This is a genomic window from Koromonas humicola (assembly GCF_059726255.1).
Genome location: NZ_AP040873.1, coordinates 3,407,558 through 3,421,786 on the forward strand (window position 1 = coordinate 3,407,558; position 14,229 = coordinate 3,421,786).

A 14,229-nucleotide genomic window follows, 5' to 3' on the forward strand; every position below is an offset into this window, starting at 1 on the left:
CAAAAAACTTCATGAAAACTACGCACTAGAGCCTGGCGCTGGCCTGTGCGATTCGTTGCAGGCAGACGTCGCGTCCGAGCACTTCCATGGTTTCGAACAGTGGCGGCGCGTTCTTGCGTCCACAGACGGCAACACGGATGGGCTGGAACATGGGTCCGGCCTTGACTCCGAGACGCTGGGCGGCATCGCGCAGAGCTGACTCAAGTGAGGCGTGGTCAAAGGGCGTAGCCGCCAGCAGTTCCTGTGCCTCAGTGAGAATTCTGCGAGCCAACGTAGCGTCGCCTTTCTGCGGGATCAACTCGCTGTGATCGTAAGGCGGAAGCTCGGCGGCAAAGAAGAAATCTGCCGTCGTTGTAACGTCTTGCAGGAACTTGATGCGTTCGCGAATGAGCGGTGTGACCTGCTGGACCTTCTCGGGCGTGAACGGGATGTTCGCGCTTTGCAAGTAGGGCTGCAGACGCTGGGAAAGCTGCTCGACCGGAAGCGCGCGGATGTGTTCAGCATTGAGCCACACGGCCTTGGGGTCGAACGGATCTTCCTCGGTGAAGTTCACCACAGCATTAGCGCGATTCACGCCTTCGAGGGTGAAAAGCGATTGCAGCTCAGGCAAGGTCAGGAAATCGCGATCGTTCTTGGGCGACCAGCCAAGCAGGCACAGGAAGTTGATGAACGCCTCAGGCAGGAATCCTGCGTCGCGATAAGTGGTGACGCTGACGACAGGGCCATGCCGACGCTTCGAAAGCTTTGTGCCATCGGGAGCGACGAGCAGCGGCAAATGCGCAAACTGCGGGATCTCGGCCCCGGCTCCTTCGAAGATCAGGAGGTGCTTGAAGGTGTTAGAAAGATGATCCTGCCCGCGAATTATGTGGCTGATGCGCAAGTCGGCATCGTCAGCGCAGGAAGCGAGATGGTAGGTCGGCATTCCATCGCTGCGCAGGAGGGCAAAATCTTCAACCTCGTCGGCGAGTTTGGTTTGCTCGCCATAGACCGAGTCCACGAAGCGGAGAACGCGGTTTTGTTCGCGAGGCACACGGAAGCGCAGAGCGAAAGGCTCTCCAGCCTGAGCGCGGCGATCGCTTTCTTCGCGAGACATGTCGCGCATACCGGGATTGAACAACCATGCTCCCTGCGGGCCGGACTTATCGGTGTCCTCGGCGTGCGCGGGCGTGAAATCGCGGTAGGCGAGGCCCTTGGCAAAGATAGCTTCGGCGACTTGACGGTGAAGAGCAAGGCGCTCGGACTGTTTGTACTCTTCGTCCCAGGAAAGACCGAGCCAGCGCAGGCCCTCAAAGATGGACTGGACGCTCGCGTCAGAGTTGCGCTCGACGTCGGTATCGTCGAGACGGAAGACCATGGTGCCGCCGTTGTGGCGGGCATAGAGCCAATTGAAAATGAAGGTGCGCGCGGAGCCCACATGCAGAAATCCGGTGGGAGAGGGCGCAAAACGTACTCTCAGCATAAACATCGAGTATAAACCGCTGGCAGACGATATGGGTGGGAGAGGAACAGGCCGGCGCTAAATGGAGTGATGGGGTCCCACATCCGCTCACGCAGGGCGAACGTGGGCCAGTCAAGTCGAGTCTATGCAGCCTTGGGCGGAGTTTGCTGGGGCTGCATGACTTCGGGTTGCGGATGGGCCGCTTCGGCACGAAACAGCCGGAGCTTATTGCGCCGAGCGAGTTTTAGCTTTCGGAGCCTGTGATGCCGTGCTTTGTCACCATTCTTTGAAGACATGTATTCACCTTCGCGAAAATTACCTGAAAGTAGGATGCACACAAGTGAAGCGGCGCAAGGCCCAGAACAGTGGCCCATCAGCTTCCGTCCGATACAATGGATGGAAGGATCAAGAACAAATGAAGCTGAAGTTACCTGAAGGCCGTTTTGAGGCCTACCTGTTTGATTGCGACGGTACGATCGTCGATTCGATGCCACTCCACTACATTGCATGGAAATTGGCTCTGAAGGATTGGGGTTGCGAGTTCGATGAAGAACTCTTCTATAGCTGGGGCGGAAAGCCCGCGATGGAGATCATCGCAGAGCTAAACACTATGACCGGACTTGCCATGCCGGTGCAGAAATTGGCCGAACGCAAGGAGAGCCTGTACTACGAGTTGCTGCCCGAACTGCGCGTCGTGCCGGAAGTGCTGGAGCATATAGAGGCACAGCAGGGGCGAATTCCGTTTGCTGTTGTTTCCGGCGGCAGGCGCGATTCGGTGACGAAGTCTCTCGGCACACTTGGACTACTGAACAGATTTGAAATGCTCGTGTGCGCTGGGGAGTATCCCCGGAGCAAGCCTTATCCTGATCCTTACCTGATGGCTGCCGAAAAATTGGGCGTGGCGCCGGAGAAGTGTCTTGTGTTTGAAGACACGGACATGGGTATCGAGGCGGCAACGGCAGCGGGTATGGCTTCAGTGCGGGTTCCGACACCGCTGGAGCGGCGAGAGGCAGCGCAGGCAGTGTAAAGGCTGCTGAGATGCTGCGGGTTTGCGGAAAGCGCAGAGAATACCGTAGAATGAATTGTTCGGGACGGATTTCCAGTTCCAGTTTTGACTACAAGGACATAAGGTAAGTATGGCGAATCATGTTTCGGCGCTGAAGCGCGCACGACAGACGGAAACAAAAACGGCGACCAATCGCGCCAATAAGTCGCGTATGCGTTCGGCGCTGCGCGATCTGCGCACCGCACTGACCTCCGGCGATAAGACCGCGCTGGAAACGACTTTCCGTGAGACGGTATCGGCTCTGGACAAGAGCGTGCAGAAGGGCATTCTGCACAAGAACACGGCATCACGCTACAAGAGCCGCCTCTCGGTTCGCGTGAAGGCCGCAACCAAGTAAGCAAGATTTTGTTAGAGACGGCAGGCTTCGGCCTGCCGTTTTCGTTGTGCGCGAATGTTTGTGGCTAGTACTCGAGCAGAATTTCCTGCTGCCAGACAGGAGCGTGTTCTTTAGGTTCGGCGGCAAGGTCGAGGATGAGATTCTCAAGCACGAGGCGCTTGCTGGGAGGATTCGTGCGCAGGGCGGCGTCAGCACGAGAAATGAGACGGATGGCGCGGGTCAGTTCGCGGCGAGATTTATAGCGGCGAGCCTGACGGATGACGTCTTCGGCGGCAAAGGGTGGAATGCGGAATCCTTGCCATAGGACCTGGTACAGAGCGCGAGTGTCGCGAACATTCCGCTCAAGGATTACGAGCATCTGGCGGAATGTGCGGGCCAGCATGTAAAGGTGGCCAATCGCAGCTTCGTCGCCGTCTCCTGTGGTGAGCATGGCGTCGAGGATCTCAAGGGCGCGGGGACGGTTGTGCGATGAAAGAGCGTCGGTAAGTTCGTAGAGGGTGCGTTGCTTGGCCGCAAGCACCATGGTTTCTACATCGCCGAGGGTGATGCGTTTTTTCTCTCCAACATAGAGCAGAAGCTTCTCGAGTTCGTTGGAGATCATCATCATGTCGCCACCAAGCGAGTCGACGAGTTCGTGCGACGCGTCGGAGTCAATCTTGGCCGAGTGCTGAGAGGCAGTTTCGTTAAGCCACTTGATAGCTTCGCTCTCGTCAACTCGGGCGAATTCGACGACGGTGAGCGAGTCACCGAGGGTTTCGCGAATCTTCTCGTAGCGCTCCTTGTCGGTCATCTCCATGCGACGAACGTCGGCAGGAATGCTGATGTGATCGGCTACAAGGATCAGAAGCGCGTCGGGATTGGGATTCTTTGCGTAATCGGCAATCGCAGCAAATTCGGAGTCGTGCTTGCCCCGGCCGTAGAGAGATTTGACTCCACGAACGAAGAACACCTGAAATGGAGCCATCAACGATGGAGTGCGGGCGCGATCGAGAACCTCAACCAGTTCACAGGACTCAAGATCGAACTCGTAGAAGCTGAATTCTCGCAGTCCTTCGGGAATGAGGTGCTTGAGGATCGCGTCGCGACATGTGCGCCGGAAGAATCCCTCATCGCCCACAAAAACATAGCCTGCCTGCAATTTGCGCGAGGTTACATCGTTGACGAACCGTTCGACTGGAGCGAAAGCCTTCACTTCTAGAACGCCTCCAGTATGTTGCTTACCAGGGTTCGCGAGAAGTCGCGGGAGATGCGATCGAGAGCAGGCCCCTGCTCCTCGAAGAAGCTGGAGAGCTCATTGGAAATCTGGTATTGGTCGCGAAATACGTAATTCGGATTGCTGTAGAGAACGCGACCGTCCTGCGCGGTCAACGTCACGTTCATCATGACCGTGACCAAGCCTGTGGCGGCGCGGCCCGTTGTGGAGTCGTACGCAACCGGCGCTACTTCGACCGAGGTCACTGTGCCTTTGAGCACTGCGTCGGCGTTGGCTTCAGAGTGCACAACGCGATACCGGGTACGCGTATTGAACTCGCGAATTACGGCGTTGGTGAGGTTGGTCTCTATGTGATATGTCCGCGTCTGGTTGGTAAACGACGGCACGGCGAGCATCTTGACATCAGGCGGAAGCTGCGACGCCTTTCCTGCAGCGTGATAGCCGCAGGAAACAGTCAGCAGAGACAGCGAGAGCAGGACTGCTACGACGAGCCGAGAGGCGCAGAACGACAGGTTCATTGCAGTTGGCCTCGCGGACGCGTTTGCACCATGCCTTCAGCGCACTCAACGGCCTGAAGAGCCGAAATTCGAAGATTGTCGCAGGCAGCCCAGATCCAGAAGCCTTCGCCCGAACTGTCAGGACGAACACTGGCGAGGATTTCCGACGAACCAGCGATGTTCACGTTGCTGGGGAGATCTTCCTCGGCGTTGGTCACTGTGATGTGCGGGCCAGCAAGGGCCGCCTCAAGATCAGCAGTCGGAACGGTGTTTCTGGTCCTGATATACAGGGCGATGATGTAGCCGTGAAAAACAGGCGCCTGAACCAGAAGCAGTGCCGGGCGAATAATTTGGTCGTGCGTGATGATCTTGAAGTGACGCGCTATGCGCGCTTCCACCTCGCCCAACGTTGGGCTGGCATTCGCTCCTGGTTGTGCTGACAGATTGAACGCCACCTGGGTTCCGAACGTTGCAGTCGGCATCTGCTGAAAGCTGAGCAGATTGATCGTCTGGTCGTGAAGTTCGTCGAGCCCGCGACGACCATATTCGGAAGCAGGCTGCGTGACAACAGCGGTAGCCATTTGCAGCGGCGCTGCTTTCTGCAATCGCGACAGCAACATGGCCAGCGCAATGGCTGCAGGATGAGCGATCACGACCGGTGCGGATTGCAAGGCGACCTCGGGTGTGCTGCCAAGTTCGCGCTCTACCCACGGGGCGCGGAAAGTGATGTCAGTGTTGTTCTCCAGGGCGTAGCTGAGATCAATGATCTCCGAGCCGGAGTCGCGCACCGTAGTCCAGGTCTGCGAGATGTATGACTCGTCTGCCGTGAGGAAAGAGAAGTCGACGCCTTCGAGATGCTCAGGCAGTACGCCCTGAATCACCGTGGGCTCATCGTTCACAGCGTCGAGTTGTCCGAGAGCTTCGTCCTCATCGAGCAGTTTGTAATCAACTGCGGGAAAGCTGCGTTCGCTCAGTACATCACGAACTTCCTTCCCTTTCAGGGCAGAGGCTCCGACGAGGGCGACGCGAAACAAATTGGAATTTCGGGTAGTTGTCATGATTCACCAAGAACCGGCGGGGGTGTCGGCGAAACAGGATTTTTCCGCCGCAATGCATACGTGAGCCGGAAGAATACACCCGAAAGCATATATGTAACCGCAAGAACGATGAGAACGTAGTGATGGAAGAACCAGATCGCAGTCAGGATGAGCGCGAGAATCACCAGAAGTCGCGAGGCCTGACGGTTTCGGAAATCAATGCTCTTCGCACTCCAGAAACGCCAAGTGCTGACCATCAGAAATGCGCAAAGGAATATGTACGCCATCCAGATGGTTGATCCCCACCACGCCTGTACGGGATAGCCACGGAAATAATGCACAACAGCGGCGAGACAGCCCGCTCCACCAGGGATGGGCATGCCGACAAAGTACTTTCTGTCAGGACGGCCGGGGTTCTTCGGCTGCGGATTCAGCGTGATATTGAAGCGAGCCAGACGGCAAGCACCAGCCGTGAGGAAGGCGAATGCGACAATCGCTCCAAACTGAATCAGTTTGTCGCGCAGGTCCACATCAAGAGCGGCCGGAAGACAAAGGAATCCCCACATCCAGGCAAGGATTGCGGGCGCCACGCCGAACGTAACCACGTCGGCAAGCGAGTCAAGTTCCTTACCAAAGTCGCTGGTCGTATGTGTGAGGCGCGCGATGGCTCCGTCCATGCCGTCAAAAAAGACAGCAAAACCGATGGCGATAGCTGCGTGATCGAAATAGGCCGAACCGGCGTGCAGAGGGTCAGCTCCGCCGTCGATCATGCCCAAAGCGTGAGCCGCGCCTACAGCAGTTTGCCCAATAGCGTAAAAACCTGCCGCAAGATTCGCCGTCGTAAACAGCGAGGGCAGAATGTACATGCCCTTACGCAATCGGCGCGATTGCCCGTCGGTCATGCGACGGTTTGGCAATTCCATTTCAGAGTTCTCCTTGCGTCGGCGGCAGGACGGCAAGCGTCGAAGAGCCGCAATGCACGGCGTCGCCCACTTTTACCAGCACCTTGGCCTCGGTAGGCATAATGACGTCACAGCGCGATCCAAACTTGATGAGCCCGATACGCTCGCCACGCGCAACGCGATCCCCGATTTGGCGCGAAAAGACGATGCGGCGCGCCAGAAGTCCGGCGATCTGCTTGAAAACAATGCAGTAGCCTTCCTCGGTTCGCAATGTACAGACATTCTGCTCGTTCTCCTCGGCCGATGCCGGATTCATCGCATTCAGATATTTGCCGCGATGGTACTGAACGTCAGTGATGACGCCAGCGTACGGAGAACGATTCACGTGGACGTTGAACACGTTGAGGAAGATGCTGATGCTGAGTCGCGATTCGCCGTTGACCTGAATATCGGTAACCGAGGTCACCTTGCCATCGGCAGGTGAAACCACCGCACCAGGCGTGGACGGAATGACGCGCTCCGGGTCTCGAAAAAACCAGAGGAAAAAGGCCGCCAAAAGGAGCGGCACCACCGAGAGCAGAGGCGTAGTCCAATAACCAATCAGGATCGCCGCTGCAACTAAAGCCAGCGCGTAATAGATTCCGTCGCGTACCATGAGGACCTCTCGATTATATCGAAGCGCGACGCCAGATTGGCCCTGAAACGGTGCAGGGCTCGATAAGGTTACTGCTCATCCAGCAATTTGACTATTGTGCGCTCAAAACTTTGTCGCACCTCTTCCATTCGACCCGTTGCCGGACCGGAAAACCCTGCATGGATGAGACGCACGCGACCGTGACGATCAAGGAAGATCGTGGTTGGGTAGGCACCGAAGTTTCGCAACTGCGGCAGAGTCTTCGCAATCTGTCCGGAGTCGGTGGTTCCGGCAAGCAGCAGCGGGAACTGGATTCCGTACTTCTTCTGGTAAATACCAATGAGGCGCTGGTTGCGGGTGCTATCTTCCACGTATTCGTAGCTGAGACCGACAATTTCGAGGCCGCGCTCATGGAACCTCGTGTAGAGAGACTGCAGGAGCGGAGCTTCGTCGTGGCAGTTCGGGCACCATGTTCCGAAAACATCAACCAGCACCACCTTGCCGCGGAAACGAGGGTCGTCCTGCGTGATGGTGGCGCCGGACGGATCAGCGCCATGAAAGCGAAATGGCGCCGCGGGATCAGCGACGGTAGTTATGTGCTCCGATTCGTCGAATCCGGTCGAGGCAGATGGTGCAGTTCGGGTGGCTACAAAATGCAGTGTGCTGGTGGGCGCCTCGTGAAATACACCTTCCATGCGATCGGGCGAGACAAGGCGACCATCGAGACGAAGTACGTGGATGCCATCGAAGCGAGAGAGGTGAAGCCCTGCGTCTTTCGTTGTAGTCGGGCGCGGGAAGACAAACTCCGCGAAGGCTACTTCTCCAGAAAGCAATCCGTAGTCTCCGCTGATAGGAGCAATCGTTCCCTCGACATGGCTGCCAGACTGTGTGAAGTGCGCAGGAGCCGAGGGCTCGGCACTGGGCTTGCCGGACTCGTCGGTGAAAGTAAATTGCCAGTCGCCGGAAACATTGGCATCCACCTTGGCAGGGTCGGCATGAGGGACAATGGCGTTGCGATCACAATGCGCACTAAACGGATAGCGCGAAACAGATGAGCCCTTCTGACGTTCGTACTGGCCTTCGAGTGCGTTGCACGCAGGCGAGGTGCACCGAGCTGTCAGCGTGGAATCGTACTGGTCGAGATGCAGGACGACTTCGTGCAATTTAGTGGAAGAAAACTCGATGCGTTCGGCTGCCGACGAAAACGGGATTCGGTCACTGCCATTTACAAGTTCGGCATGCAGGCCTGAGGAGGTCTTCTCGATCCGCAGAGTGAAAGGAACGCTGTACCCATCGCTCTGTCCGGGCCGCGAAGCCGTGAGTTGAGCCGACCAGTTGCACGCAAGATTCGGGAGCGCCGCCTGCTCAGCCTGAGCCATGCAGCCAGCAAACAGCATAGAGGCGAGTACGAGAGCCTTTTGCATACTGCATTTGAACATACTCGTAATTTCGAGGGAAGCAGGCCAGAGCTGGCCCGGACGAAAGGCCCCTGTAAATGGCGAGAGGATGACCAGCCACATGCGGGCGGAAGTGGTCATCCTCTGGCACGGAGTTTTACGGCTCGGCGAGCGCAATGCGCTCAGGGGCGCCGGTTACTCAGGCGATTAATTGAGCACGAGCCCTGAGGGACTCCATCTGATCCTTAATGTGCAGTTTGAGCTTTTTCAGCCGGATTTCTTCGATCTTTTCTTCTTCGGACAGGTACTTTTTGTTGGCGAGAGATTCGATACGCTGGGAGTAATTGCGGTGTTCATCTGCCAGCTTGCGAAATTCATCGCTGCTGGCCAGGAGCTGTTCGCGTACTGGAGCTTCCATCAGCACCTCCAAGCCTGAAATCAGGTGTCGTAACGCTAGCATTGGGGTCGGAAGTGGGCAACAAAAATCGCAAGCTAAATTGTGAGCGGCAGCACCAGGATTAGTGCATCTTCAGCGGGGTTTTCATAATAGCCCTTTCGGCATGCCAATTGGTCAAAACCGGTGATGGCATAAAAGTGACGGGCCGATAAGTTTGAGGCTCGAACCTCAAGCAAAATACGCTCGGCGTTTGCGGATCGTGCGCCGGCGAGCAAGGCAGAAACGAGCTGCGTTCCGGTTCCGTGCCGACGGAAGCTGGGCAGCACGGCAATGTTCTCCAATTCCCAATCTGGACCGTTCTGCAGAGAGACAAGGAATCCGACGTCACTTTGGCTTTGCAGGTCGCGAGCGATCCAGGCGGAGCGGCGGGGAGAGTCGAGGCGAAAAATGTCTGCCCACTGCTGGAGAGTCCAATGGGCTGCGGAATCGGCGGCCTCGCTTATAGCGATCAGCGACGGCAAATCAGATTCGCATGCGAGACGGATTTCCATGGCTAGCGCTGAACAACGCCGAGCTTTGAAGGCGAAACGAGTTCGGCATCGGAGCGGCGGACGTAGTTGGCATCGAGCAAAGAGGTATCGCTGCGCTCGCCAGAGACGAATCTGCGATAGGCGATCTGGGCAAAAATCTCGGGCGACGGGCGTGCAATCAGCTCAGTCAGGAGACCAGATTCTTTGAGCCGAGCGGCCAGAGCTTCATCGGGTGTGAATACCTGCTGCGCCGAGCCGTCCGCAGCGTAACGGGCTACGAAATCAGACACTTTCGAGATTGCTTCGCGTTCGACGAGAACGGGGACGCCAGAGCTGACGTCGTATTCGGCGGTAAAGACCTCGCTACGTTGAGCATCAAGTGAAACGAGAACCTTGCCCTGAACTCCGGAGGCAAGCGCCATTGCCTCAAGAACAGAGATGGCGACAACCGGTCTGTCAAAGGCTTCGGCCAATCCCTTCACGGTAGCAATAGCAACGCGAAGGCCGGTGAATGATCCCGGGCCACTGGCCACGGCGATGAGTTCCAGTGAGCTTTTCTGAAGATCGTGCCGGGCGAGCATCTCGGCGATTGCGGGCACGAGTACCTCTGAATACCGGCCACCCGGGAGCGAGGAGGAATCCAGCGTTTCAAGGCCGTGAGATTGCGCACGCAGAAGTGCAACAGTTCCCTGCCGCCCTGCGGTATCTATTACGAGAGTAAGCACGACGGCACCTAGCGCGCGAGCTTTCCGACGATGCTGTCGATGAGCGAGTAGGGGTCGCACTGCTGAGCGGCAACCTGCGTGGCGTATTCGCTGACGGCTTCGTCTGAAAAAGCTTTGTGAACAATGCGGCGGAGCACCTCGTCGCGCAACATTTCGCGAAGACGATTGCGCCAGTTGGCGATGCGCCGCTGCTTTCCAATCTCACTGGTGGTTAGGAACTCTTCGTATTGATCGATGGCCGCGGCAAGCTCCGGGATTCCAGCGCCGGTACTGGCAATCGTCTTCACTACGGGCGGAGTCCAACTATCGTTGCGCATGGAAAGCGACTGCATCGCTTTCACTTCGCGCTCCACGCGTTCAGCGCCCTCGCGGTCGGCCTTGTTGATGACGAAGATGTCAGCGATTTCCATGATGCCAGCCTTGATGGACTGGACGTCGTCACCCATGCCGGGAACGAGAACAACGATGGTGACGTCAGCGAGTCGAACAATGTCCACTTCATCTTGTCCGACGCCTACGGTCTCAATAATGACAAGGTCGCGTCCACTGGCATCGAGCACGGTTGCAACATCGGCCGTGGTGCTAGAAAGGCCGCCCAGCGCGCCGCGGGTGGCCATGCTGCGAATGAAGGTTCCGTCATCGCCGGTATGCGACTGCATGCGAATGCGATCGCCAAGAATCGCGCCGCCGGTGTAGGGCGAAGTCGGATCGATGGCAATAATGCCGACCGTCTGCTGGCGCTTTCGGTACTGAGCAGCCAGAGAATCAACCAGCGTGCTCTTGCCTGCGCCGGGAGCCCCGGTGAGTCCGACAATGCGAGCACCGCCAGAGTGCGCGAATAGAGCTTTCAACAAGTCGTGCGAATCAGAGGTCCGATTCTCGACCGCCGTGATGGCACGCGAAAGGGCGCGGAGATTGCCCGCGCGAATCAGTTCAACCCAAGTTGCGATAGAGGGATTCACGGTATAAGTTCTCGGTTTTAGTGTAACAAAGCGACGGAGCAAACCTGCACTGGGAGGCGCAGATACGAAATTGATTAGCGATCCAGCAGATTGCGCGCGATGACCAGCCGCTGGATTTCACTCGTGCCTTCGCCGATGGTGCACAGCTTCACGTCGCGATAGAACTTCTCGGCGGGATAGTCCTTTATGAACCCGTAGCCGCCGTGAATCTGGACAGCCTCGTTGGCGACCTTCACGGCAACCTCGGACGAATAGAGCTTAGCCATAGAGGACTCAAGGGTGGTTTTGCAGTGATTATCCTTGAGCCAGGCCGCGCGCATTGTGAGCAACCGGGCGGCATCGATCCCGGTCGCCATGTCGGCAAGTTTCCACTGAATCCCCTGAAACTCGCTGATGGCTTGGCCGAACTGCTTGCGCTGGCGGCTGTACTGGAGTGCGCAGTTGTAAGCTCCGGTGGCCATACCAAGGCCGAGCGCCGCAATGGAGATGCGTCCACCATCGAGGACTCGCATAGCGTCAACGAAGCCCTCTCCTTCCCTGCCGAGCAAGTTCTCATGTGGAACTTCGCAATCTTCCAAGATCAGCTCAGAGGTGTCGGACGCGCGAAGGCCAAGCTTATTCTCCTTCTTCCCGGCACGGAAACCGGGAGTACCGCGCTCAACGATGAATGCGGAGAGACCTCGGGTGCCCAGAGATCTATTAGTCACGGCAATGATGACCGCCACGTCGGCATGACTTCCATTGGTGATGAAGGTCTTGGTGCCGTTAAGTATCCAGTGGTCGCCTTTGCGGGTTGCGGTGCAGCGCGCTCCACCAGCATCGGAACCACTGCCCGGCTCCGTGAGCGCCCAGGCTCCGATGTACTCTCCTGAGGCGAGTAGCGGGACGTATTTCCGCTTTTGGTGCTCGGTTCCGGCAATGAAAATGTGGTTCGTGCAGAGAGAGGTATGGGCAGCGACGATGATTCCGACAGAGCCATCAACCTTCGACAGTTCCTCGATAGCGATCACGTACTCGATGTAGCCGTATCCGGCTCCGCCGTATTCGTCGGGGAAGATACAGCCCATGAGGCCGAGTTTTCCGAGCTGCTTCAAAGTTTCGAGGGGAAAATACGAGCTCTCGTCCCACTCCTGCACATGAGGGGCAATTTCGCGCGCCGCAAACTCGCGCACGGTGCTCTGAAGCTGCAACTGCTCATCGTTGAGTTGAAAGTTCACACGTACTCCGTTGCTATGTCGAGGCCACTGACCTGAGCCCGAGGGCCCAGAGGTGCTTACACTCCCAAGTTCAGAGTCATAGATGCAGAGTGAGAGCCGAATGCCGCACGGGAGAGTTGCGCCTACTCCCGATTCGGCGGCGGGTCGCCTGCCGGAGGTGGGGCAGAATCACCGGAGGGAGGCATCGGGTCACCTTCCGGTGGAACAGAATTTTCGGTTGCGGGATCCGGATCGCCTACAGGGAGTCGCTCGTAATCGCCGGGATCGTGCTCCGGTTCGCGGCGGGCGGATTGCATCTCGGCAGGAATAGGCACGGCATCGACCCGGGCGAGGTACTCAGCTTCTTCCACCACGCGCATGACCAGGTTCTTGATCCCAGCCTCGAGAGCAGGCTTGATCGTGCGGCCCAGCAGCTTAACGGTGCCGCCCGAAAACTGCTGCAAAGTTCGCACCTCGGTTGTGTGCGCCTCATCGAGCCAACGAAAGACATAGATTTGCTCGCCTGCGATTCCCTTGCCCTCTCCGCGAAGATGAACGAACACAGGCGGGTCCACATCCATGATTTCGGGCGTGAGTTGGAAGGACATTGGCTTTTGCATCTGGATGGTGAAGCGCGAACCCTTGGTCCACGGGTCTCCACTTACCCAGCGGACATCGCTGATGGCTTGGGGATCCCAGCGCGGCCAGCGTTCAATTTCTTCGAAAACCCTCCAGAGGTGGTGCGGAGCACACTGTGCAATTGCGGCATATTCAATTGTTAAAGCCATGGCAGGGTTGGATGCGACCGGAGGCAACCTGCGTCGCTCCGGTCGCCGAACCCTAACCTAAGCAGTAACCCGCGACTGGCAGATGGTACGGAGCTTCTGGAGAGCGTTCTTACAGTCCGCACGAGAGACATTAAGGTGGGTGACGAAGCGAACCGATTGCGCGTTGACGGTTCCGGAGAGTACGCCTTCAGCCTTGAGCGCAGAGACGATCTCAGAAGAAGATTTGCCGGTCCCGCTGATGTCGCAAATCACGATGTTCGTTTGAACGGTGTCGAGGTCGATCGTGATTCCGGGAATCTCGGCCAATCCCTTGGCGAGAACGCGAGCGTTCTCATGGTCTTCATGAAGGCGAGTGGGGCCGTACTCAAGCGCAATCAGGCCAGCGGCGGCGAGAATTCCGGCTTGGCGCATGCCACCACCGAGCGCTTTGCGAATAGAACGCGCTTCTTGGATGAATTCCTTGCTGCCAACCAGAAGTGAACCAACTGGCGCGCCCAATCCCTTGGACAAGCAGAACATGACGGAATCGAAGCTACGAGTGACTTCCGCAACAGGCTTGCCGAGATAAGTGGCGGCATTAAACACGCGGGCTCCGTCGAGATGCACAGGGATTCCGCGTTCGTGAGCCTTGGCGCAGATGTCGTCCATTACCGCAACTGGCGTGACGGTGCCTCCGGCCATGTTGTGTGTGTTCTCCATCTCGACAAGGCCAGTTTGCGCAAGGTAATAGGTAGGGCCCGCGATCTTCGGGGCGATCAGGTTCCAGGACAGGATTCCCTGGGGAGCAGCGATGGGCCGAGCAATGCATCCGCTGAACCAGCTCAGCATGGCCATTTCATAGTTGAAGATGTGGCCCCGCTCCTCGCACAGGATTTCTTGGCCCGGACGGGTGTGCAGTTTGATCGCGATCTGGTTGCCCATGGTGCCGGATGGAACAAAGATGGCAGCCTCGCGTCCAAAGATTTCGGCAGCGCGAGCTTCGAGGCGGTTGATGGTTGGATCTTCGCCGTAAACGTCGTCGCCAACTTCGGCGGCGGCCATGGCGCGGCGCATTTCGTCGCTGGGCAAAGTTACGGTGTCACTACGAAGATCAATCGAAGGTGTGCTCAT

The 14,229-nt window shown here is 57.5% G+C and carries 17 protein-coding genes; 2 read left to right on the plus strand and 15 right to left on the minus strand.

Annotation, left to right across the window (positions count from 1 at the left end; all coding sequences use genetic code 11):
• Positions 1-25: 25 nt before the first annotated feature.
• A complete protein-coding gene (gene gltX / locus AC6IZD_RS14970; protein WP_497784152.1) occupies positions 26-1,459 on the minus strand; it encodes a glutamate--tRNA ligase in 1,434 nt (477 codons plus the stop codon).
• 122 nt (positions 1,460-1,581) lie between these two features.
• Positions 1,582-1,734: a hypothetical protein gene (locus tag AC6IZD_RS14975; protein WP_497784153.1), complete on the minus strand. Its 153-nt coding sequence runs from the start codon at positions 1,732-1,734 to the stop codon at positions 1,582-1,584.
• A 119-nt stretch (positions 1,735-1,853) separates the two neighbouring features.
• On the opposite strand from AC6IZD_RS14975, the gene AC6IZD_RS14980 reads away from it, so the two are divergent.
• The gene (locus AC6IZD_RS14980; protein WP_497784154.1) at positions 1,854-2,465 is read left to right on the plus strand and encodes an HAD family hydrolase; all 612 of its coding nucleotides are present in this window, start codon (positions 1,854-1,856) and stop codon (positions 2,463-2,465) included.
• Between the two features lie 109 nt (positions 2,466-2,574).
• A complete protein-coding gene (gene rpsT / locus AC6IZD_RS14985; protein WP_497784155.1) occupies positions 2,575-2,841 on the plus strand; it encodes a 30S ribosomal protein S20 in 267 nt (88 codons plus the stop codon).
• A 64-nt stretch (positions 2,842-2,905) separates the two neighbouring features.
• On the opposite strand, the gene holA is transcribed toward rpsT, so the two are convergent.
• From holA to AC6IZD_RS15050, 13 genes are all read right to left on the minus strand, one after another.
• Entirely contained in the window at positions 2,906-4,033 is a 1,128-nt protein-coding gene (holA, locus tag AC6IZD_RS14990; protein ID WP_497784156.1) for a DNA polymerase III subunit delta, read from the minus strand.
• Between the two features lie 2 nt (positions 4,034-4,035).
• The gene (gene lptE, locus AC6IZD_RS14995; RefSeq protein WP_497784157.1) at positions 4,036-4,572 is read right to left on the minus strand and encodes an LPS assembly lipoprotein LptE; all 537 of its coding nucleotides are present in this window, start codon (positions 4,570-4,572) and stop codon (positions 4,036-4,038) included.
• The gene (locus tag AC6IZD_RS15000; RefSeq protein WP_497784158.1) at positions 4,569-5,609 is read right to left on the minus strand and encodes an Asd/ArgC dimerization domain-containing protein; all 1,041 of its coding nucleotides are present in this window, start codon (positions 5,607-5,609) and stop codon (positions 4,569-4,571) included. The genes lptE and AC6IZD_RS15000 overlap by 4 nt, the downstream gene beginning before the upstream one ends.
• Positions 5,606-6,511 carry a CDP-alcohol phosphatidyltransferase family protein gene (locus tag AC6IZD_RS15005; protein ID WP_497784159.1) on the minus strand — a complete coding sequence of 302 codons (906 nt, stop codon included), beginning with the start codon at positions 6,509-6,511 and terminating at the stop codon, positions 5,606-5,608. The genes AC6IZD_RS15000 and AC6IZD_RS15005 overlap by 4 nt, the downstream gene beginning before the upstream one ends.
• Before the next feature lies 1 nt (position 6,512).
• On the minus strand, positions 6,513-7,145 hold the full coding sequence (locus AC6IZD_RS15010; protein WP_497784160.1) for a phosphatidylserine decarboxylase family protein: 633 nt from the start codon (positions 7,143-7,145) through the stop codon (positions 6,513-6,515).
• 68 nt (positions 7,146-7,213) lie between these two features.
• Positions 7,214-8,662, minus strand: coding sequence for a TlpA disulfide reductase family protein (locus tag AC6IZD_RS15015; protein ID WP_497784161.1), 1,449 nt, complete (start codon positions 8,660-8,662; stop codon positions 7,214-7,216).
• Positions 8,663-8,720: 58 nt separating this feature from the next.
• A complete protein-coding gene (locus AC6IZD_RS15020; protein WP_497787591.1) occupies positions 8,721-8,939 on the minus strand; it encodes an HP1242/YdcH family protein in 219 nt (72 codons plus the stop codon).
• Between the two features lie 74 nt (positions 8,940-9,013).
• Positions 9,014-9,469 (minus strand): GNAT family N-acetyltransferase, encoded by a 456-nt coding sequence (locus tag AC6IZD_RS15025; RefSeq protein WP_497784163.1) that lies wholly within the window; start codon positions 9,467-9,469, stop codon positions 9,014-9,016.
• A 2-nt stretch (positions 9,470-9,471) separates the two neighbouring features.
• Positions 9,472-10,233, minus strand: a complete 762-nt coding sequence (gene tsaB, locus AC6IZD_RS15030) for a tRNA (adenosine(37)-N6)-threonylcarbamoyltransferase complex dimerization subunit type 1 TsaB (RefSeq protein WP_497784165.1) — start codon at positions 10,231-10,233, stop codon at positions 9,472-9,474.
• Entirely contained in the window at positions 10,182-11,135 is a 954-nt protein-coding gene (gene meaB / locus AC6IZD_RS15035; protein ID WP_497784166.1) for a methylmalonyl Co-A mutase-associated GTPase MeaB, read from the minus strand. Before meaB ends, tsaB begins: the two co-directional genes overlap by 52 nt.
• A gap of 74 nt (positions 11,136-11,209) precedes the next feature.
• Complete coding sequence (locus AC6IZD_RS15040) at positions 11,210-12,352, minus strand: acyl-CoA dehydrogenase (RefSeq protein ID WP_497784167.1); 1,143 nt, start codon at positions 12,350-12,352, stop codon at positions 11,210-11,212.
• Positions 12,353-12,474: 122 nt separating this feature from the next.
• The gene (locus AC6IZD_RS15045) at positions 12,475-13,119 is read right to left on the minus strand and encodes an SRPBCC family protein (protein WP_497784168.1); all 645 of its coding nucleotides are present in this window, start codon (positions 13,117-13,119) and stop codon (positions 12,475-12,477) included.
• Positions 13,120-13,176: 57 nt separating this feature from the next.
• Positions 13,177-14,229 carry a threonine aldolase family protein gene (locus AC6IZD_RS15050; RefSeq protein WP_497784169.1) on the minus strand — a complete coding sequence of 351 codons (1,053 nt, stop codon included), beginning with the start codon at positions 14,227-14,229 and terminating at the stop codon, positions 13,177-13,179.

Excerpts from the sequence above, each read along its gene's own strand:
- AC6IZD_RS15020 (WP_497787591.1), bottom strand. The coding sequence starts at position 8,939 with ATGGAAGCTCCAGTACGCGAACAGCTCCTGGCCAGCAGCGATGAATTT.
- rpsT (WP_497784155.1), top strand. The coding sequence starts at position 2,575 with ATGGCGAATCATGTTTCGGCGCTGAAGCGCGCACGACAGACGGAAACA.
- AC6IZD_RS15045 (WP_497784168.1), bottom strand. The coding sequence starts at position 13,119 with ATGGCTTTAACAATTGAATATGCCGCAATTGCACAGTGTGCTCCGCAC.
- AC6IZD_RS15005 (WP_497784159.1), bottom strand. The coding sequence starts at position 6,511 with ATGGAATTGCCAAACCGTCGCATGACCGACGGGCAATCGCGCCGATTG.
- lptE (WP_497784157.1), bottom strand. The coding sequence starts at position 4,572 with ATGAACCTGTCGTTCTGCGCCTCTCGGCTCGTCGTAGCAGTCCTGCTC.
- AC6IZD_RS14975 (WP_497784153.1), bottom strand. The coding sequence starts at position 1,734 with ATGTCTTCAAAGAATGGTGACAAAGCACGGCATCACAGGCTCCGAAAG.
- AC6IZD_RS14980 (WP_497784154.1), top strand. The coding sequence starts at position 1,854 with ATGAAGCTGAAGTTACCTGAAGGCCGTTTTGAGGCCTACCTGTTTGAT.
- AC6IZD_RS15050 (WP_497784169.1), bottom strand. The coding sequence starts at position 14,229 with ATGAGCACACCTTCGATTGATCTTCGTAGTGACACCGTAACTTTGCCC.
- AC6IZD_RS15015 (WP_497784161.1), bottom strand. The coding sequence starts at position 8,662 with ATGACCACTTCCGCCCGCATGTGGCTGGTCATCCTCTCGCCATTTACA.
- AC6IZD_RS15000 (WP_497784158.1), bottom strand. The coding sequence starts at position 5,609 with ATGACAACTACCCGAAATTCCAATTTGTTTCGCGTCGCCCTCGTCGGA.
- AC6IZD_RS15025 (WP_497784163.1), bottom strand. The coding sequence starts at position 9,469 with ATGGAAATCCGTCTCGCATGCGAATCTGATTTGCCGTCGCTGATCGCT.
- AC6IZD_RS15010 (WP_497784160.1), bottom strand. The coding sequence starts at position 7,145 with ATGGTACGCGACGGAATCTATTACGCGCTGGCTTTAGTTGCAGCGGCG.
- gltX (WP_497784152.1), bottom strand. The coding sequence starts at position 1,459 with ATGCTGAGAGTACGTTTTGCGCCCTCTCCCACCGGATTTCTGCATGTG.